This window comes from Actinokineospora baliensis, from assembly GCF_016907695.1.
Taxonomy (GTDB): domain Bacteria; phylum Actinomycetota; class Actinomycetes; order Mycobacteriales; family Pseudonocardiaceae; genus Actinokineospora; species Actinokineospora baliensis.
Map to the genome: position 1 here is coordinate 2,468,790 of NZ_JAFBCK010000001.1, position 18,802 is coordinate 2,487,591.

The 18,802-nt window shown below is 71.3% G+C and carries 12 protein-coding genes; 6 read left to right on the forward strand and 6 right to left on the reverse strand.

Going from position 1 to position 18,802, the window contains the following annotated elements:
• The first annotated feature begins 94 nt into the window (after positions 1-94).
• From JOD54_RS11900 to nudC, 5 genes are all read left to right on the forward strand, one after another.
• Positions 95-1,846 (forward strand): DUF2207 family protein, encoded by a 1,752-nt coding sequence (locus tag JOD54_RS11900; protein ID WP_204450600.1) that lies wholly within the window; start codon positions 95-97, stop codon positions 1,844-1,846.
• A 117-nt stretch (positions 1,847-1,963) separates the two neighbouring features.
• Positions 1,964-3,436 carry an LPXTG cell wall anchor domain-containing protein gene (locus JOD54_RS11905; RefSeq protein ID WP_204450601.1) on the forward strand — a complete coding sequence of 491 codons (1,473 nt, stop codon included), beginning with the start codon at positions 1,964-1,966 and terminating at the stop codon, positions 3,434-3,436.
• Positions 3,437-3,520: 84 nt separating this feature from the next.
• Complete coding sequence (locus tag JOD54_RS11910) at positions 3,521-4,804, forward strand: M16 family metallopeptidase (protein WP_204450602.1); 1,284 nt, start codon at positions 3,521-3,523, stop codon at positions 4,802-4,804.
• 849 nt (positions 4,805-5,653) lie between these two features.
• The gene (locus JOD54_RS11915) at positions 5,654-7,009 is read left to right on the forward strand and encodes a M16 family metallopeptidase (RefSeq protein WP_204450603.1); all 1,356 of its coding nucleotides are present in this window, start codon (positions 5,654-5,656) and stop codon (positions 7,007-7,009) included.
• Positions 7,010-7,166: 157 nt separating this feature from the next.
• Positions 7,167-8,138, forward strand: a complete 972-nt coding sequence (nudC, locus tag JOD54_RS11920) for an NAD(+) diphosphatase (RefSeq protein ID WP_204450604.1) — start codon at positions 7,167-7,169, stop codon at positions 8,136-8,138.
• Here nudC and JOD54_RS11925 read toward each other — a convergent pair.
• Both JOD54_RS11925 and JOD54_RS11930 read right to left on the reverse strand, forming a co-directional pair.
• Positions 8,135-9,481: a GntP family permease gene (locus tag JOD54_RS11925; RefSeq protein ID WP_204450605.1), complete on the reverse strand. Its 1,347-nt coding sequence runs from the start codon at positions 9,479-9,481 to the stop codon at positions 8,135-8,137. The genes nudC and JOD54_RS11925 overlap by 4 nt on opposite strands.
• A complete protein-coding gene (locus JOD54_RS11930; protein ID WP_204450606.1) occupies positions 9,478-9,990 on the reverse strand; it encodes a gluconokinase in 513 nt (170 codons plus the stop codon). The genes JOD54_RS11925 and JOD54_RS11930 overlap by 4 nt, the downstream gene beginning before the upstream one ends.
• Before the next feature lie 77 nt (positions 9,991-10,067).
• On the opposite strand from JOD54_RS11930, the gene JOD54_RS11935 reads away from it, so the two are divergent.
• Complete coding sequence (locus tag JOD54_RS11935) at positions 10,068-10,745, forward strand: FadR/GntR family transcriptional regulator (protein ID WP_307859954.1); 678 nt, start codon at positions 10,068-10,070, stop codon at positions 10,743-10,745.
• Here the strand turns inward: JOD54_RS11935 and JOD54_RS11940 are convergent.
• The 4 genes from JOD54_RS11940 to JOD54_RS11955 are packed head-to-tail and all read right to left on the reverse strand — an operon-like array spanning position 10,742 to position 18,768.
• Positions 10,742-11,857, reverse strand: a complete 1,116-nt coding sequence (locus JOD54_RS11940) for a DUF2399 domain-containing protein (RefSeq protein ID WP_204450607.1) — start codon at positions 11,855-11,857, stop codon at positions 10,742-10,744. The genes JOD54_RS11935 and JOD54_RS11940 overlap by 4 nt on opposite strands.
• Positions 11,854-15,984, reverse strand: a complete 4,131-nt coding sequence (locus JOD54_RS11945; RefSeq protein ID WP_307859956.1) for a TIGR02680 family protein — start codon at positions 15,982-15,984, stop codon at positions 11,854-11,856. The genes JOD54_RS11940 and JOD54_RS11945 overlap by 4 nt, the downstream gene beginning before the upstream one ends.
• Complete coding sequence (locus JOD54_RS11950) at positions 15,981-17,213, reverse strand: TIGR02678 family protein (protein ID WP_204450608.1); 1,233 nt, start codon at positions 17,211-17,213, stop codon at positions 15,981-15,983. The genes JOD54_RS11945 and JOD54_RS11950 overlap by 4 nt, the downstream gene beginning before the upstream one ends.
• Positions 17,203-18,768 carry a DUF2397 domain-containing protein gene (locus JOD54_RS11955; protein WP_204450609.1) on the reverse strand — a complete coding sequence of 522 codons (1,566 nt, stop codon included), beginning with the start codon at positions 18,766-18,768 and terminating at the stop codon, positions 17,203-17,205. Before JOD54_RS11955 ends, JOD54_RS11950 begins: the two co-directional genes overlap by 11 nt.
• Positions 18,769-18,802: the final 34 nt, after the last annotated feature.

Sequence of the window (18,802 nt, forward strand, 5' to 3'; positions counted from 1 at the left end):
GCGGATGGCTCATCGTTCCCCCGTGTCGGCTGGAGTTGGCCAATTCGGCCAGACCGGCGGTGAGCATAAGGGCGCTCGGCTATCGTTCGCTGCCGTGTTGAGGAAATGGGGGGTCGCCGTCGTCACCTCCGCGACGGCCGTGTTGATCGTGGGTATGGCCGCGGGCGCGGGCGCGGCGGTCCAGCCGACGTTCCCGTCCCTGCCCTCCTTGCCGCCGACAGCCCCGAGCATCGACTTCCCCATCCCGAAGCCCGGCCCGACGGGGACGGTGAAACCGCCGGTCATCGACCCGATCCCGCCCACAGGTGGCCCCACCCGGCCGCCGGGCGGCATTCAGCCGATCCTCCCGCGCAGCGTCAACGTCCAGCTCAAGGTCGAGCGCGACGGCGGGCTCACCGTGCGCGAACAGGTCATCGTGCAGGCGAAGCAGCAGATGGTCCGCGTCGCGCCGCTGCGGATCGGTGACCGGGTGTTCACCGTCCGCGACGCGCGGGTCGAGGGCAACGGCGCTGTCGACGCGACCGCCGACGCGCTCACGATCCGCCTCGGTGAAGGCGCTTCGACGGTGCACTACACCGTGGACGGCACCATCGCCGACGCCGACGACCGGCAGGAGTTCCGGTGGCAGCCCGCCAGCGGGTGGGACACCAAGCTGGCTCTCGTGCGGGTCTCCCTGCTCACGCCGCGGCCTGGCCGCGACTTCGTCTGCCTGGCGGGGCAACCGGGCACGGACCAGGTCTGCGATTCGGCCCTCACCGACGGCAGCGGCATCCTCCGGGTTGTGCAGTCCGACCTGGACACCGGAGGGCGGGTCGATCTCACCGCCCAGTTGCCCGCCGGTCTCGTCCCTGCGAATGCGCGCTTTGAGAAGGCGCCTTCCACCGCCTTCGCGGTCACGCCTCTTAGCGGTGCCGGGCTGGGGTTGGCCGCGCTCCTGCTTCTAGGCGGATTCGTCTTCCTCTGGCGTTCTCGTGAGCGCGACGCCAACGCGATCCTCGCTGAAGTAGGCCCAGTCGGGCTCGTAGTCGACAACGACGGTAAGACCACCTTCGCCTCGCCGGATGGTGTCCTACCTGGACAAGCTGGAACCGTGCTCGCGGAACGGGCTGGTGAGAACGAGCTCGCAGCCACCATTGTCGACTTGGCGGTCCGCAACTACCTCTGGGTGACCGAGTCCAGTGGTGACTGGCAGATCGTTCGCCGCAACCCCGCAGACGACGCTCTTAGCGGCTATGAAGCTGCCGTCTACACGGCCTTTCTTCCAGAGGGGACCGAGTCGGTCACTCTCTCCGCACTGCGTAATGCCCCGCTCGACCTCACTGCGGCGCGCTCGGCGCTACACGCGGACGCCGTCAATCGCGGGTGGTTCGCTCGGCACCCTGATCGACCGGGCCGCTGGCAGATCGCGGGAGCGGTAGTGCTGGCGCTTGGTGCTGTTGGGACCGTCGTGCTCGCGCTGACCGCTGGTCCTGCCCTGCTCGGCATCGCGGTGACCGTGGGAGGGCTGGGGCTCTTCATCGGCGGCCGGTTGGCGCCTGTGCGCACCAAGCGCGGTTCCGCGCTGGCCCAGAGGGTGCGTGGTGTCGCGCTGTACCTGGCGAGCGTCCAGCCGGACACGGTGGCGGCCGAACGCGAGGTCGTGTTCTCCCGGGCGCTGCCCTACGCGGTCGCCCTCGGCGAGTCCGAGCGCTGGCTGTCCGGGTTCGGCCCGATCGACCCCGCGGCGGTCCACTGGTACGCCACCCAGGACGCCGAAGTCGCCGCTGACCAGGGGAAGTTCGTCGACCAGGTGGCGGCATTCGCCGACTCCCTGGGTCGGGTGCTGAACCCGTCGGAAAAACACTGACCGTCGCCAATCCATCACGCGTCCGACCTGGCATTACACACTTTCGGGGGTAATTAGCGGATCAACCATCACGCGGTGTACGTTTCGCCCACTTCATCGCGTGTCCTGGGAGGTCCGTTGCTCACGTTCGTGAAGCGCGCAGCCGTGGCAGTCGTGACCGGGTTGACCCTGGTCGCCACCGCGGTACCCGCTCTGGCCCAGGACGACCCGGACCTGTCCTTCCCGGACTACCCGATGGACGAGGTGGTCAGCCCCACCCCGGCCACGGTCGCCAGCATCTGCAAGAAGGGCGTGCGCTCGGTCGAGGTCAACGTGCACGACAGCGGCCCGTTCACGGTCCGCCTGGTCGGCTCCGACCTCCCGGCCAAGACCACCAAGGCCACCGACGACCCCAAGGTGACCTTCAAGCCGGTGCCCCCCGGCGAGTACACCGTCGAGATCGACGGCGCGGGCGAGAAGTCCGACGGCCTGCCGGTCGTGGTCAAGCCGTGCACCGAGGACACCCCGTCGGACGACCCGCTCGAGGTCTCCGTCCAGTGCCGCGGCGGCTGGGGCATCGTCACCGCCAAGATCACCAACCCGTCCACCGACGAGGTGCGCGAGTACGCGATCGACATCGACCTGCCCTACACGCACTCCGGCGAGATCTCCCCGGGCGTCGCGTTCACGGTCGTCGACAACGCCTACGAGGACCGCGACAAGTACCAGATCAAGCTGCACGGCCCCGGGTTCGACCCGCCGATCATCAAGAACTTCAGCGTCAACTGCCGCTCCGGCAACGCGCCGGGCGTGGGCACCTACGCGCAGTGCGACGCCAAGGAGAACGTCACCAGCCAGCCCACGCTGTGGGTCGAGCTCGACAACCCCAACCGCATCTCGGTGGACTACACCGTGACCGCGCACGAGGCCACCAAGACGGTCACCGTCCCCGCGGTCGCGCACGGCAGCGCCGACCTCGGCCCCGTCCCCGCGGGTGACTACAAGGTCATCGTGAAGGGCTCCGACGGCACCGAGGTCGTCACCGGCGTCTCCGTCGACTTCTGCGAGGACGTCAAGGTCGACCGCGACGGCCTGCAGGTGTCCACCCGCTGCGTCGACGAGCAGTCGGTCGTGACCATCCGGTACTACGCGGTCGGCCCGTACCCGGCCGAGCGGAAGTTCACCGTCGAGGGCAAGCCCGGCTTCGAGGAGACCGTCCGCTTCGACGGCGATGGCGTCTACCAGTGGACCCGCCACGTCGGGGTCTTCGCCGACGGCAGCTACACCGCGCACCTGACCGGTTCCGGCCTGAACACCACCGAGAAGTTCACCGTCGACTGCGAGCGCGACACCACGCCGACGACCACACCGTCCACCCCGGACACCACGACCGCCCCGCCGTCGACCACCGCCACCGTCGACAGCTCGGCGCCGAGCAGCACCACCACCAGCCCGGCCCCGCAGGGCGGCGTGCCCCCGACCACCGACGACGGCTCCGGCGGCCTGCCGGTCACCGGTGCCGCGGTCGGCGGCCTGGTCCTGCTCGGCCTGGCCGCGCTCGGCGGCGGCGCCTTCCTGCTGCTCGTGCAGCGGCGCAAGCGCTCCGCCTAGCGGAGTTATCCACAACCCACGGGTTCCTCCACAGGCGGACACGCACGGTGTCCGCCTGTGGTGCACCTCCCGTAGGCTCGCCAGGTGACCGTTTCCCAGCCGTACCGCTACACCCTCGCCAACGGCCTGCGGGTTGTCCTCGCCCCCGACGACACCGCGCCGGTCGTCGGCGTCAGCGTGCACTACGACGTGGGCTTCCGCTCCGAGCCGGAGGGCAGGACCGGGTTCGCGCACCTGTTCGAGCACCTGATGTTCCAGGGCAGCGAGAGCTTGGAGAAGCTGGCGCACTTCCGGCACGTGCAATCCTCCGGCGGCACCTTCAACGGGTCCACCCACCCGGACTACACCGACTACTTCGAGGTCCTGCCCTCGGCCGCCCTGGAGCGCGCGCTGTTCCTGGAGGCCGACCGGATGCGCGCCCCCAAGCTCACCGAGGAGAACCTGCGCAACCAGATCGACGTGGTGAAGGAGGAGATCCGGCTCAACGTGCTCAACCGCCCCTACGGCGGTTTCCCGTGGATCCTGCTCCCGCCGGTGCTGTTCGACACCTTCCCCAACGCGCACAACGGCTACGGCGGGTTCGAGGACCTCGAGCAGGCCACGGTCGCCGACTGCGCCGCGTTCTTCGACACCTACTACGCCCCGGCCAACGCCGTGCTCACCGTCGCGGGCGACTTCACCGTCGAGGCGGCCAAGGAGCTCGTCGAACGCCACTTCGGCGACGTCCCGGCCCGGCCCCGGCCGCAGCGCCCCTCCTTCGCCGAGCCGCCGCCCACCGCCGAGGTCCGCGCCGACCACCCGGACCCGCTGGCCCCGCTGCCCGCCGTCGCGATCGGGTACCGCATCCCGGACCCGATCGAAGAACTCGACGCCTACCTGGCGTACCTGGTCCTCGCGGGCGTCCTCACCGACGGCGACGGCTCCCGCCTGCAGCAGCGCCTGGTCTACGGCGACCAGCTGGTCACCGAGGTCAGCGCGGGCTGCGGCATGTTCGGCCCCTTCGAGGCCCGCGACCCGGACACCTTCACCATCACCGCGATGTACTCCCCCGAGGTGGCGCTGGACCCGGTCCTGGCCGCCATCGACGAGGAACTCGAGCGCCTGGCCAGCACCCCGCCGGACCCCGCGGAACTGGCCAAGATCACCGCCCGCTGGGCCGCCAGCCTGCACAAGGAACACGACCGCATCGTCAGCCGCACCCTGGCCCTCGGCGCCTTCGAACTCCTCTACGGCAACCCCGGCCTGGTCTACGAACTCCCCGAACGCATCAACGCCATCACCCCCGACGCCGTCTCCGCCGCCGCCAAGGCCCTGCGCCCCGACTCCCGAGCCATCCTCACCATCACCCCCTCCGGCGGTGCCGAGTGACGGATCTCCCCGCAGGCGCCACCCCCTTCACCCCGGCCGCTGTCGGCCTCGCACGCCCCGTTTCCCACGCCGTCGCCACCGGCGGCCTGCCCGGCGGTGGCCAGTGATGGGCCTGGTTTGCGGGCTCGTCGAGCACGCCTCTCCTTGTGCCTCGGCTGCGGTCGGGGCCGTGGGTCCCGCTGCTCGCGTCACTGTCACTCCCTTCGGCGGTGCCGAGTGATGGGCCTGGCCTACGAGCTCTCGGAGCGCACTGCTCCCTTCATCCCGGCCGCTGTCGGGGCTGAACAGCCCGCTTCTCGTGCCATCGGCACCGTCACCCCCTTGGCGGTGTCGAGCGACGGGCCTGGTTTGCGGTTCCCCGAGTGCGCTGCTCCTTCTGCCCCGGTTGCGGTTGGGGCCGTGCGTCTCGTTTCCCGTGCCATCGGTCCCGTTGGCGGTGTCGGGTGATGGGCTTGGTCTACGAGTTCCTCGAGCGCGCCTGCACCCCAGCCGCTTTCAGGGGCCCTGCGCCCCGCTTCTCGCGCCGTCGTCACCGTCAACCCATTGGCGGTGTCGAGTAGTGGGCCTGGTCTACGAACTCCCCGAACGCGCCTACACCCCGGCCGCTGTCGGGGCCTTGCTGCGCCCCGCTTCTCGCGCCGTCGTCATCGGCTGGTCGGGCTCGGCGGTGGCGAGTGACAGTCGTGGTGCCACCGCCACCCGGCGGTGTCGTGTGATCAGCGCCGTCGCTCTCGATGCCGCGGCGGGTGCGCTCCGTGCCCCAGCGGGCATTGGCGCCGTCCGAACCATTTCCCCCGGTGCCGCGGGCGGGTCCCCGCGGTCACCCCACCTTCCCGCAGGAGGACAGCAGTGAGCCGCACCGCAGAGCAGATCGGGCGCACCGAGCTCGGGCCCCGACCGCTCCCCCCGCTCGGCGAGCAACGGGCGGCCACCAACCTGTCCGTTGTGGACACCGTGCTCGACAACGGGTTGCGGGTCATCGCCGTGCACCAGCCGACGGTGCCGATGGTCGAGCTGCGGTTGCGGATCCCGTTCGCGGGCACGGATCCGGCGCACGCGCCGACCTCCGAGGTGTTGGCCGCGGCCCTGCTCACCGGGACCGCGACCCGCGACCGGGTCGCGGTGGACACCGAGCTCGCGCTGGTCGGCGGTGAGCTCAACGCCGCGGTGGACCCGGAGTTGCTCTCCCTCGGCGGCAACGCGCTGGCCAGCGGGTTCGACACGCTGCTCGCCGTGCTCGCCGACGCGCTGACGGCGGCGACGTACGCCGACGAGGAGGTGGCGGGGGAGAAGGCGCGGCTGGTCGAGCGGATCACCGTGGCCAGGTCCAAGCCCAGCGTCATCGCCCGCCAGGCGTTGCAGCGGCACCGCTACGGCGACCACCCGTTCACCAAGGAGATCCCCGAGGCCGCCGAGGTGGCCAAGGTCGAGCCAGCCGACGTCCGGGCGCTGCACCGGGCCGCGGTGCTGCCGCGGGGCGCGGTCCTCGTGGTCGTCGGTGACGTCGAGCCGGTCGAGGCTGTCGCCGGGGTCGCCGCCGCCCTGGCCGACTGGCGCGGTGACGGGGCGGCGTCGGTGCTGCCGCCGCTGCCCCCGCTCACCCCGGGCGACCTGCTGGTCATCGACCGGCCGGGCGCGGTCCAGTCGCAGATCCGGCTCAGCGCGCAGTCGATCACTCGCACCGACCCGCGCTACCCGGCCCTGCAGTTGGCCAACCTGGCCTTCGGCGGGTTCTTCTCCTCCCGCCTGGTGGAGAACATCCGCGAGGACAAGGGCTACACCTACCACGCCCGCTCCTACCCGGAGTTCACCCCGGACGGCGCGACGCTGCTCATCGACACCGACACCGCCAGCGACGTCACCGCCGCGGCGCTGCTGGAGATCCGCTACGAGCTGGGCAGGATGGCACTGGTCGCGCCAGCGGAGTCCGAAGTGGACATCGTGCGCCAGTACGCCATCGGTTCCCTGCTCACCAGCACCTCCTCCCAGGGCGGCCTCGCCTCCCAGATCGCCGCCCTCGCCGTCCTCGGCCTCGGCGTCGACTGGCTGGTCACCCACCCCGAGCGCCTCAAGGCCGTCACCGCAGACCAGGTCGCCGAAGCCGCCGCCGAGTTCTTCGCCCCCACCCGCTTCACCGGCATCATCGTCGGCGACGTGGCCAAACTGTCCCCCCTCACCCGCATCGGCGGCATCCGCCTCCCGTGACCGAGCACCCCGCACTGTCCACACAGGGCAGTGCGGGGTGTGGTCCGGTTCATCCGGGCGGTGCGGAAACCGCTGCCACCGGCCATCCCTGAGTGCGTAGGGTTGGCGCCGGGTGCCGTCCCGTGCCCGTCCGACCAGTTGCCTGGGGAGGCGCTGCATGACCGCCCGTGCACCGTTCCAGCTCGTCGCGCTGCCCGCGTTGTCGCGGGCCACCGCCGCTCGGGACGAGACCGCCCGCAAGGACGCGGATCGGCTTGACCAGCTGTGGAAGTCCGGTCAGGTCCTCCTGGTCGACCGGCACGGCCGCACCCCGGTCCGCGACGCCGGTACCGCTCTGGCGCCCCGCCCGGCCCAGGAGATCGCCGCCGACCGCCCCGGCGCCGCGATGCTCTTGGGCGAAGAGGGCGACACGGCTTACTGGGCGTTGTCGACCGTCGTGGATCTGCGTCCCACCAACGCCCCGCCCGGCGCCTGGGGTCTGTGGGGTGGCGCGGTCTCCGACACCGGCGAGGAGTGGCACGACCTGCGCGGCATCGGTGCCCTGCTCGACGACACCGCCGCGGGTTTGTTCACCACCGCAGTCGGGCTGGTCAACTGGCACGCCAGGGCCCGTTTCTGCGCCAAGTGCGGCTCCCCGGTCACCGCTTCCGCCGCCGGGTGGTCGACCACCTGCACCGGTTGCGGTCGCGAGGAGTACCCCCGCACCGATCCCGCCGTGATCTGCCTGGTCCACGACGGCGCCGACCAGGTTCTCCTGGCCCGGCAACCGATCTGGCCGGAACACCGCTACTCGATCCTCGCGGGCTTCGTCGAGACCGGCGAGTCGTTGGAGGCCTGCGTGGCGCGGGAGATCGCCGAGGAGGTGGGCGTCGAGGTGGCCGACATCCATTACCTGGGCAGTCAGCCGTGGCCGTTCCCGCGCTCCATCATGATCGGCTTCACCGCCACGGCCGACCCCGCCGCGCCGCTGACCCCCGCCGACGGCGAGATCGAGCACGCCCGCTGGGTCCCCCGCGCGGAGATCACCCAGGCCCTGGCCAACGGCGGCCAGACCCCCACCCTGATCCTGCCCGGCGAGACCTCCATCGCCCGCCAGATGATCGAGAGCTGGGTGTCGGCCCCGGCTTAGAGCAGCCAGCTCAGCGGCAGGATGATCGCGATCCCGACCACCGAGATCACCGTCTCCATGATCGACCACGTCTTGACCGTGTCGCCGACGCTGAGCCCGAAGTACTCCTTCACCAGCCAGAACCCGGCGTCGTTGACGTGCGAGAAGAACAGCGACCCGGCGCCGATCGCCAGGGCGAGCAGCGCGGCCTGAGCGGGTTCCATCCCCGCCGCCAGCGGGGCGATGATGCCCGCCGCGGAGATCGTGGCCACGGTCGCGGAGCCGGTCGCCAGGCGGATGGCCACGGCGATGAGCCAGCCGAGCAGCAGCGGTGAGAAGTTGGCGTCCTTCGCCAGGCCGGTGATCACGTCACCGATGCCCGCGTCGACCAGGGTCTGCTTGAACCCGCCGCCCGCGCCGACGATCAGCAGGATCCCGGCGATCGGCGGCAGCGACGAGCCGATCGACTCGGCGAGGCGGTCGCGGCCGAAACCCCGGCCCAGGGTCACCATCCCGACCAGCACCGCGAGCAGCAGCGCCACCAGTGGCGTGCCCAGGAAGTCCAGCACGTGCCGGACGGGGTTCTGCTTGTCGAGCAGGATGTCCGCGAGCGCCTTGCCGAGCATCAGCGCGACCGGCAGCAGCACCGTCCCCAGCGTGGCCGCGAAGCTCGGCCGCTCGGTCGGCCGCTCCTGCTCGACCTCCACCTCCGGCGCGGTCACCGGCACCCACCGGGCGGCCAGGCGGGCGAACAGCGGGCCCGCGATGATCACGGTCGGGATCGCGACCAGCACACCGAGACCGAGCGTCAGGCCGAGGTCCGCCTTCAGCGCGTCCACTGCCACCAGCGGACCGGGGTGCGGCGGCACCAGCCCGTGCAGCACCGACAGACCCGCCAGCGCCGGGATCGCCAGCAGCATCAGCGGCCGCCCGCTGCGCCGCGCGGTCAGCAGGACCACCGGGATCAGCATGACCAGGCCGATCTCGAAGAACATCGGCAGCCCGATCAGCGCCGCCACCAGCGCCATCGCCCAGGGCAGGCCGCGGCCGGGGGTGCGGTTGAGGATGGTGTCGACGATCTGGTCGGCGCCACCGGAGTCGGCGAGCAGCTTGCCGAGCATCGCACCGAGCGCGATCAGCACCCCGACGCCTGCCACGGTGGACCCGACGCCCTTGGTGAAGCTGTCCACCAGCGCGCCAACCGGCATCCCGGCGACCAGCCCGAGCGTGCCAGCGCCGAGCACCAGGGCCAGGAACGGGTGGAACTTGACCTTGGTGATCAGCACGACGATGAGCGCGATGCCCAGCACCGCCGCCCCGATGAGCCGGGTGTCGTGACCGGTCCAGGCCGCCGCGGTGATCATGGCTTGGCTCCTTCGAACTCGGCGACGGCGCGCGCGGCGGCCTCGACGAGGTGGTCCGGGGATGCGGAGATGTCGAGCGCGACGCCGGGTTCGGTGTCGGTGAGCGGCTGCAGGTCGGCCAGTTGCGAGTCCAGCAGCGACACCGGCATGAAGTGCCCGCTGCGGCCGCGCATGCGCTGCGCCAGCAGGTCCCGCGAGCCGGTGAGGTGCACGAAGAACACGCGCGCGTCGGCGGCGAGCAGGTCGCGGTAGGAGTGCTTGAGCGCCGAGCAGGTGACGATCCCGCCGCCGTCGTGCCCGCGCTCGGCGATCCAGTCGGCGATCGCGGCCAGCCACGGCCAGCGGTCGTCGTCGGTGAGCGGGACACCGGAGCGCATCTTGGCGATGTTGGCCGCCGGGTGGAACTCGTCGGCCTCGGCCAGCGGGACCCCCAGCCGCGCGGCCAATGACCCGGCGACGGTGGTCTTGCCCGACCCCGCGACGCCCATCACGACCACGACTGTGTGCATCGACCCAGTGAAACCCAAAAGTACTACTTATTCAAGAGGGCGACACGTATTGGTCATATGAGTGAGACACTGCTCCGGTGACCTCAGGACTCCCCGGGCGACTGCTCGACGACCTCGGCCCGGCCATCGTCAGCGGCGAGTACCCCACCGGCGCCGTGTTGCGCACCGAAGAGTTGGAGCGCGCGTTCCAGGTCTCCCGCACCGTCGTCCGCGAGGCGCTGCGGGTCCTGGAGGCCATGCGGCTGGTCAACAGCCGCCGCCGGGTCGGGATCACCGTCCTGCCCCGCGCCGAGTGGAACCTCTACGACCCCCGCGTCATCCGCTGGCGCCTCGACGGTTCCGACCGCCCCGCCCAGTTGCGGTCCCTCACCGAACTCCGCTGCGCCACCGAACCCGTCGCCGCCGCCCTCGCCGCCGCGCGCGCGACCCCGGACCAAGCAGGCACCCTCACCGCCCTGGCCGTCGAACTCCGCTCCAGCACCCACGACCTCGACGCCTTCCTGGTGCACGACATCGCCTTCCACCGAGCCCTGCTCACCGCCTCCGGCAACGACATGTTCACCCAACTAGGCGACGTCGTCGCCGCCGTCCTCACCGGTCGCACCCACCACCACCTCATGCCCCAAACCCCCAAACCCCACGCTGTCCGCCTCCACGTGGAAGTAGCCGAAGCCGTGGCCGCGGGCGACCCGGCCCGCGCCGAAGCCGCCATGCGGGCCATCGTCACCGAAGTCCTGGACGAGCTCCCCGGCTAGAAGGTGAGCAGCTCCGCGACCAGGTCCGCTGCCAGGAGGTGTTCGGGGACGGACCAGCCTGCGCGCATGGCTTCGGGGAGGGCCGGGTCCCAGGGGGCGATGAGGGGATCGGGGCCCAGGGCGGGCAGGTCGTGACCTGCGGTGAGGGCGGCGCGGTAGTCGTTGGCGGACATGCGCCAGGGGGTGCCGTTGGTGAGGGTCAGGGCTTGTTGGGCGATGAACAGGCCGTGGGCGTCGAAATCGCTGTGGATTCGGGGGGTGTGCAGCTTCGACAGGATCGTGCGGGCCACCGGGTTGAGATGTCCGGACAGGCAGATCACCGGGTGGCGGACGCCTGCGGTGATGCAGTTGTCCACAACCGCCGGACTTGTGCACACCACGGCGTTCACCCCTGACGGGATGGTGTCGCGGATGGTCAGATGGGTGGGCAAGCCCAATTCCGTCCGCGCCTCACACCCGGGGAATGCCCATGTCAACACCGTCGTCGACACCGCGTCCAGCAGCACGCCGCTGCGCTCCCACAGTCGCCTTTCGTCCGCTGCTGCCTTCGGCACCGCCACCCCGTGCGCCACTGCCGCCGCCCGCAGCACCAGCCCGGCCAGTCGTGTTCCTCGAACCACACCGAGGTCCGACAACACAATCCACTCGGTGGGCGCGCCTTCGCCCAGGTGCAGCCGCGCGATCGCCGCAGCGGCCTTCGGCGCGACCTCGGCCAGCTCCGCGGCGGAGATCTTCGCGTACCGGCGGGCCTGATCCACCCACGCCCGCACCCAGCCGCCGCTGATCCCGTGCGCTGAGACCGCTGCCCCGAGGACGTCGTCCGCTTCCGCCGGGGCCACCACCTCGCCTGCCCGTTCCCCGAAGAGAGAGGAGAGCAATTCCCCCAACCCACAACTGAACACAGCGCGAACCCGCGCATCGAGCTCAGCGACGACGATCGTCGTCCCGATGCCCGCGGTCAGCTCGCGCCCGATCACCGCACCGACGGCCGAAGCCGCCGCCGGGTCAGGGGCCTTGTAGCCCAGCTTCACCTGCCCGCGCGCCACCGCCGTACGGGCTTGCCGCCACAACACGGCGAACTCCGGGCGGCCCGGATCGGGGTGAGCGGTCACGGGTCGTCCCGGTCCAGGGAGGAGCCGTCCCAGGTGGTGTGGGTGCAGGCGACGCCGTGGCCGGATTTGGGGCGGAGGACGTCGTAGATGTGCATGCGGGGGATGCGGTCGGAGACGCCCCAGCCGCTGGGCCAGGTGATGATCCAGTCCATGTCGAGGTCCACCAGGAGCTCGAGCATGCGGGCGATCGTCGGGTCGTCGAGGCGCTCGAAGGCCTCGTCGAGCAGGACCAGGCGCAGCGGGGACATCGTCGACGCCAGGCCCGCCGAGATGGCGCCGTAGAACGCGGCGGCGGCGGCGAACAGGGTCACGTACGAGATCAGGCGGGTTTCGCCGGAGGACAGCTGGCGCAGCCTGCGCGAGCGGGGCTTGCCGTCCGGGCCGGTGTCGCGGACGCGGACGGTGAAGGCGAACCAGGACCGGTAGTCCAGGGCCCGCGCCAGGATCTCGGTGTACCCGCCGGTCGCACTGTCGCGTTCGGACTCGATCCGCTCGGTGAACACCTGCTGCAGCCGGGTGTCCTGCTCCTCGGTCCGCTGCGCGAACGGGATCCGCAGCAACCGCAGCGCCTCCAGGGTGGACTCGTCCAGCCACGCCGCGGGCTGCCAGTCCAGCCGGACGTGCACGCCCTGGCTCGACCGGGCCGTGTCCAGCACGTCGTTCATCCGGCGGGTCAGGTCCTCGGCGACGGCGATCTGCGCCGAGAGCCGGTCGGCCAGTTCCCTGACCAGGTGCAGGGCGAAGATCCCCTGGTACTGCTCGGTGAGGAACCCGCGCCGCTCGGCAAGCCGGGTGGCGACCCGCCTGGCCGACACCGCGACCGGGGCCGGGCCCTCCTCGGCCGAGACCACCACGGTCAGGATCCCGGCGTGCCGCTCCGGCAGGACGTTGTGCGTCCCGGCCAGCGACGCCTGCAGGTTCTGCAGCTTGCCGAGGACGTTCTCCTCGCTGGGCAGCCGCTTGGCCTCGGCGACCGCCGTGGCCAGCACCTCCCACGCCTGGGCGTCGTCGTCCGGCCGGTCCTCGGTGACCGCGGCCTGCCACACACCCGGCGCCGACAGGGCCTCGGCAAACGCTTGCGCGGCGGATCCGGCCGCCGCGCCCTTGCCGTCGATCTCCGCGCCCCTGGTGTCGAGCAGGGTCTGCGTCTTCACCACCTGGTTCGACAGCTCACCGGCCGTCCGCCTGGCCTCCGGCAGTTCGGCGCGCGCCGCCCGGCGGGCCTTCTCCAGCTCGCCGAGCTGCCGCGAGACCTCCTCCGCCGCGCCACCGACCGCCGCCGTCAGCTCCGCCAACGCGGCCGCCTCGCGGTGGAACGCCACGCACTTCTCGTCTGCCACCCGCTCGGCGGTCTCCCGGTCGTCCACCGCCGCGTTGTGGTCGTGCAGTGCCTCGACCAGGTCGCGCACCGTGCCGACGCACCGCTTCGCCAGCGCGTCGCGCAGGCTCTCCGCCGACCCGCGCGCCTGCGTCGCGGCCCGGTGCGCGTGCCGCAGCGCCTCCGTGTCGGCGGTCAGCCCCGCCGCGCCCGCGTCCTGCGCCAGTCCGGTCTCCATCGCGCGGACCCGGCCCTCGGCGGCCACGTGCTCGGACCGCCGCCGCTCGGCCTTGGTCGCGGTCTCCTCGGCTTGGCGTCCCGCCTGCTCCGCGGTCACCCTGGCGCCGATCAGCTCCCGGTCGTCGGGGAACGCGTCGAGGTGGCGGTCCCACACCTCCACCGTCCGCGACCGGTCCCGCAGTTCCGACTCCGCCGCCGACAGTTCGGTGTGCAGGACCTCCAGCGCTTCCGCCAGTTCCGCGATCGCCCGCTGCCGCGCGGCCTCGCGGGCGCCCGCGCCGACGAACTCCGCGTCCGGCTTGGTCCCCGCCCCGCGCAGCACTCCCGCCCGCCAACGCCCGTCCGGCCACACCGCGAGCCCGGCGTACTCCTCGCCATACGACACCGACGCCAACAGCCCTGCGACGACACCAGCGGGCACCGGCCCATCGGGCTCGACCGCTGGTGTCAGCACCGAATCCAACGGCGACGCCACCGCGTCGTTCACCGCCAGCGCGGCCGCGATCACCCCGGCCTGCGGTGTCTCGCCGATGCCGCCGTCCGGCCGCACCCAGGCGGTCAGCAGCCCACTGCCCTGCAGCGCCGCTTCCAGCCCCGCGCGCTCGTCCGGCGCCAGCCCGGTGAAGTCCACCAGCCGGTAGAACGGCGCACCCGGGCCTTGGTCGACCAGCCCGGGTGGGGCCGCGTCCACGCCCTTGCGCAGCTCGATCAGCCGCGCTTCGGCCGACTTGACCCGGCCGACCAGGTCGTCCACGGTCTGGCGCGCCGCGGCGACCCGCTGCCGCAGCCCGGTCAGGTGCGGCGCGGCCCACTGGCGTGCCGCGTCCCTGGCCTGCCGGGTGGCCTCTGGGCCGGTCAGCACCGCGTCCGCGGCGGGCGGGCGCGGCGGACGGGCCGCGTGGTCACCGGCGAACGGTCCGGCCGCGGTCCACGCCGCCGCCTTCTCGCACCACACCTCGGCCGCGACGGTGAACCGCTGCCTGGCCTCGTTGCGCCGCCCGGCCGACTCGGTCGCCTCGATCTGCGCGTCCCTGGCCTTGGCCTGCAGCTTGTCCAGCTCCTGCCGGTCCGCGTCGAGCGACATCGCGCGGTCGTGCAGCGACATCGCCAACGCCGCCCGCTGCGCCACCACGCTCGCCAGATCGCCCGCTCGGCCTGCGGCTGAGGCCAGCGCGGTCGACAGCTCGTCGGGCGCGACCTGCGGCGGGGTGCGGCGCTGGATGGTCAGCGGCTCTGCCTCCGGGTCCGGCTTGGCCCGCACCCGGTCGGTCACGGTCCCCGGTACGGGTTCCGGCGCCGCGGGCACGGCGGGGCACAGCCCGGCGTCCAGCCCGGCGGCTGCCACCGCGTCTGCAGTGGACAGTGCGAGCTCGGTGGCGTCCTCGATGTCGCCGCCCAGCCTGCGCAGCACGGTCAGCACCGTTTCCACCGCGCGGTCGGCGTGGTTGCGCTGCACGCCAGCGTTGTCGAGAGCCGCCCCGGCGGCTTCCCGCGTCCGCTCGACCAGCTTCTCCCGGTCTTGCAGGTCGCGTAGGCCCTGATAGGCGGGCAGCGACTTGAGCGAGTCGATGCTGTTCTCCAGCTCGGCGTCCCGCTCCTCCAGCACGCCAACGCGTTCTTCCGCCTCGGCGTGCCGTTCGGCGTCGGTCAGCAGTCGCTGTTCCAGCTTGTGGATCTCGGCGTGCGCGCTGTCCAACGCCTTCGTAGCAGCCTGCGCTTTGGTGCCAGAGGCGTGCAGAGCGCTAAGAGCGTAGCCAGAGTAGGTGGTCAGGAACGCGCTCATGGCCGAGTCGGCCGCGCTCAGCCTGCCGATGTTCTCCCGGATCGACTCGAGGTCTTCGAAGGAGGTCGCCAGCTGCTCCACCACACCGGCGTCCAACGGCGGTAGGGCGTCCGTGAGGATCTGCTCCAGCTGACCGTCTTGCACCTTCAACCCGATGTCGGGGTTGCGCAGAGTTCGCTGTAGGTGCAAGAGATCGCCATAACGCCCACCTGGCACGCCATAGACAGTTTCGGCGACCTTGGCGCGGAACGCAGCTTCGTCATAGACGCGGTCTGCGCCGAGAACCTCTCTTAGCGCCGCCGGGCCTAGAGGCACACGATCCGCAGAAGCCAACTGGAAGTGGGTACCCACCCGCGAAGGGGTCACGAACCGCCACGAGTCGCTGATCTGCTGCGACGTCGCAGACGCCTTAACGCCGAGACCGCAGGTGAGGTACTCGTCCCCGCCGGTCGCCGTAGTGCGGTGCAGTTCGATCCACGCGTAGCCGATGCGGTTGGGCCCACCGTCGTAGTCGTCGAGCATCAGGCGGCGGATCGACACGGTGCCCGCGCCTTTGGACCCCAGGTAGCGCAAGTCGCCGTCGAGGCACAGCGGCAGCAGCAATTCCAGGGTGCGCGACTTGCCGGACCCGTTGGTGCCCTGGAAGATCGCGCGCCCGCCGGAGAAGTCGAAGGTCTGCTCGCGGTACTGCCAGATGTTGACGATCCCACCCCGGTGCAGCCGCCACCGCCCGACCACCGGCTCGGTCGCGACCTGCTCCAGGTCGGTTTCGATCGGCTCGGTCACCGCGCCCCCTCATCGTCGAACAGCGACCACCCCGGCTCCGGTGGGATCTCTGATACCGCCACTGGGCGGCCCGGAGAATCATCCGGCTGTGGCAGCCACCGGTGCGCTGCGGGGCTGATGAGCCATCCGTCGCCCTCCGGCACCGCGAGCGTTAGGCGCACGAGCAAGTCCGTGACGTCCTCGGCCAGCGCGGCCACATCATCGGTTGCCTGCCGCGACCATGCCGCCGGGTAGTCCTCTACCAAGTTCCGGCACACCTCTAGGAGCCGTTCTTGGCTCACCGGTATCCGACCGTCCGGCCGGTACTCAGGCTCTTCGTCGGAGACGTCAGTCTGGTCAACGAGTTCCGGTAGCGCCAAGAGCGTGATCCGCGCGACCGTGCCGGTGGACGGGAACACCACGTCGGTCAGGTACTCCTCGGGGTCTGTCACCGCCACACCCTCCGCGCGGATCTCGGTGACCAGCCCGAAGCAGCGCTCGAGCACCACCGATTCCCGGCGCTGGTTGCGCAGCAGCCACTCGGCCTGGTCCGGCGGAAGATCCGCGTGCAGCGTCACCGGGTCCTCGACCAGCCTGCGCCGGACCGCGTGCTCGACCCCCAGCCGTCCCGGAGCAGAGGCCAGTTCCACCAGTTCGTCGGCGCTCCCGGCCTCAGCAAGTGGGCCCGCGAGCAGTTGACCGAGGAGGTCCGTGTGGATGGTGATCAGCGCTTCCGGTGGTGTCTCGGAGATCAGCCCGGCCACGGTGCCGTCGGTTTCGGTGATCACGCCCAGCGTGATCAGGTGGCGCAGTGCAGCGGTCAACGCCCGTCGGTCACCCACGTCATCGACCACGTCGAGCCCGGCTTCCGAGGCGGCAGCCCTTACATCGGCCACCAGTCGCGACAACAGCACCTGGCGTCCGACACCGGTTAGCGCGGCCATTGTCAGGCAGACGTATGCGTAGGCGCGTGGTGACAGTGCTGCCTCGCCACGGGTGTGGTCCTCACCTGGACCGCTCTTATAGAGGCGCGCGAAGCGACGCTCCACTACGAGCCGATACCCGAGCAGGCTCGCGAACATCTCTTGAAGCGAGATCCGATAGCGGTAGACCAAGGGCAGTAGGTCGCCATCGGGTCCACCCGGGCGCAGGAGGGGATGCCGCAGCAAGACCTTCGCGCACCGGGCGACGTTGGCCGCGTCGATGTCGGACAGGTCGCCTAGGACGTCGGGACGGCTCTTAACGGCCACTGCGACCCCTAGTGACGACGCGAGAGATCCCGACCACGGTGTCCCGCAGGGTCAAGGTGCCTGACGTGCTGCGAATCCGCGTGACCTGCCCTACTTGCGGTGTCAGCGTCAGGGCCAAGCCTCTTACCTGATCGGTCGCCGCCCCAGGGTCGGATGCCCCCTCGCGCTGCGCCATCGCCAAGGTAAGAAGCTCGCAGAACGCACTTAGTGCCTCGCCGGACAACGTCGCCTCGTCCAGGTTCTCCGCCGCTGCCGCCAACTCCGCCGCTGCCGCTTCCCGCAGCTCGTCGGCTTCCCTGGCTTGGGCGAGCAGGCCCTGCTCGGTGATCGGGTCGTCCATGATCCGCGAGGTCCGCCCGCGGGCACCCCGGTCACCACGCCCGCGCACGCTGACCGACACGTCGATCGCCGGACCGTCCCGCCACGGCGTGTGCTCGTCGTCGCCGTCGTGCTCGGGGGCGGGCAGCAGGTTGCGCGCCGAGTGCAGCCCGAACGCCGCCGCGTACACCGCGTGCGCCCGCTTGGGCGTCGACGCGTCCAGCCAGGCCGCCAGGCGCACCAGTTCCGCGCGCCTGCTCGGCAGCAGCCCGCCACCGGTCGTCGCCCGCCGCACGGTCGCCAGCAGCGCCCCGATCGCCCTGGTCGTCGCCTCGCGCAGCGCGGTGACCTGCGAAGGGTTGCCCGGCCGGTCGACGAACCAGTCCGTCAGCTCCTGCCAGTCGGCTTCGCCGCGTCCCCGGGTGCGCTCGACCGCGACGCCCAGTTGCTCCGCGGGCCGCAGCAGCCGCAGCACTTCCGTGCGCGACCGGGCCAGCGTCGACAACGCCGTCGCGATCGCCGGGGTGTGCCTCAGGACGTCTTCAACCACGACCTGGATGTACTCGACTAGCAGGTTGCGGAAGCCCGAGATCTCTTCCGGTGCCAGGTGGTGGCGAGTGAGGATCTGGCCGAGGTAGGCATAGAAGTCGCGAACCGTGGCAGCGAGCTCCGCGTGTTGCAGGAAGAGGGTGGTGACCCGCTCAGCCAACTGCTCGCGGGCCCGCCGCGCCGGTAGTGAGCCGGGGTCACGTTGGCTACGGGCCACGGCGACCGCTAGAGCCTCACCCAGCTCACCTAGGCCCCGCTCGATAGCGGGCAGCAGCTCGCGCGAGACCTCGCGGGCGCCTTCAGGCACCCGGAGCAACTCGTCAACATCGCGCTGAACGCGCACCGCGAGCTTGGACACCTGGTAGCGCATAGAGCCCTGTTGGAACTCCGCGATGCTCGCCGCGATCGTCTCGCGGCGGCCGTGCACGAGGTTGCCCCACTCGACCAGCTGCCGCAGCCGCGGGATCACCACGTCGATGTGCGACTCACCGATGTCGATGCGCCCGTCGCGCTCGGCGGCGGCCAACGCGCTGGACACCTCACCCGCGGACAGGTCGGCCAGCAGGGTCGAGGTGAACAGCCGCATGATCGCGAGGTAGGTGTGGTGGTGCTCACGTGGCTGCAGGTAGGCGTAGAGCTGGAGCCGTCCAGCGGCCTCTTGACCTGCGTCCCCCTGCGCGTCGTCCACGGCGGGCCACGATAGCCCGACCGGCCGACAGCCG

What these genes read in the sequence shown, in the direction of transcription:
- nudC (WP_204450604.1), top strand. Translation starts at nt 7,167, where the DNA reads ATGACCGCCCGTGCACCGTTCCAGCTCGTCGCGCTGCCCGCGTTGTCG.
- JOD54_RS11925 (WP_204450605.1), bottom strand. Translation starts at nt 9,481, where the DNA reads ATGATCACCGCGGCGGCCTGGACCGGTCACGACACCCGGCTCATCGGG.
- JOD54_RS11930 (WP_204450606.1), bottom strand. Translation starts at nt 9,990, where the DNA reads ATGCACACAGTCGTGGTCGTGATGGGCGTCGCGGGGTCGGGCAAGACC.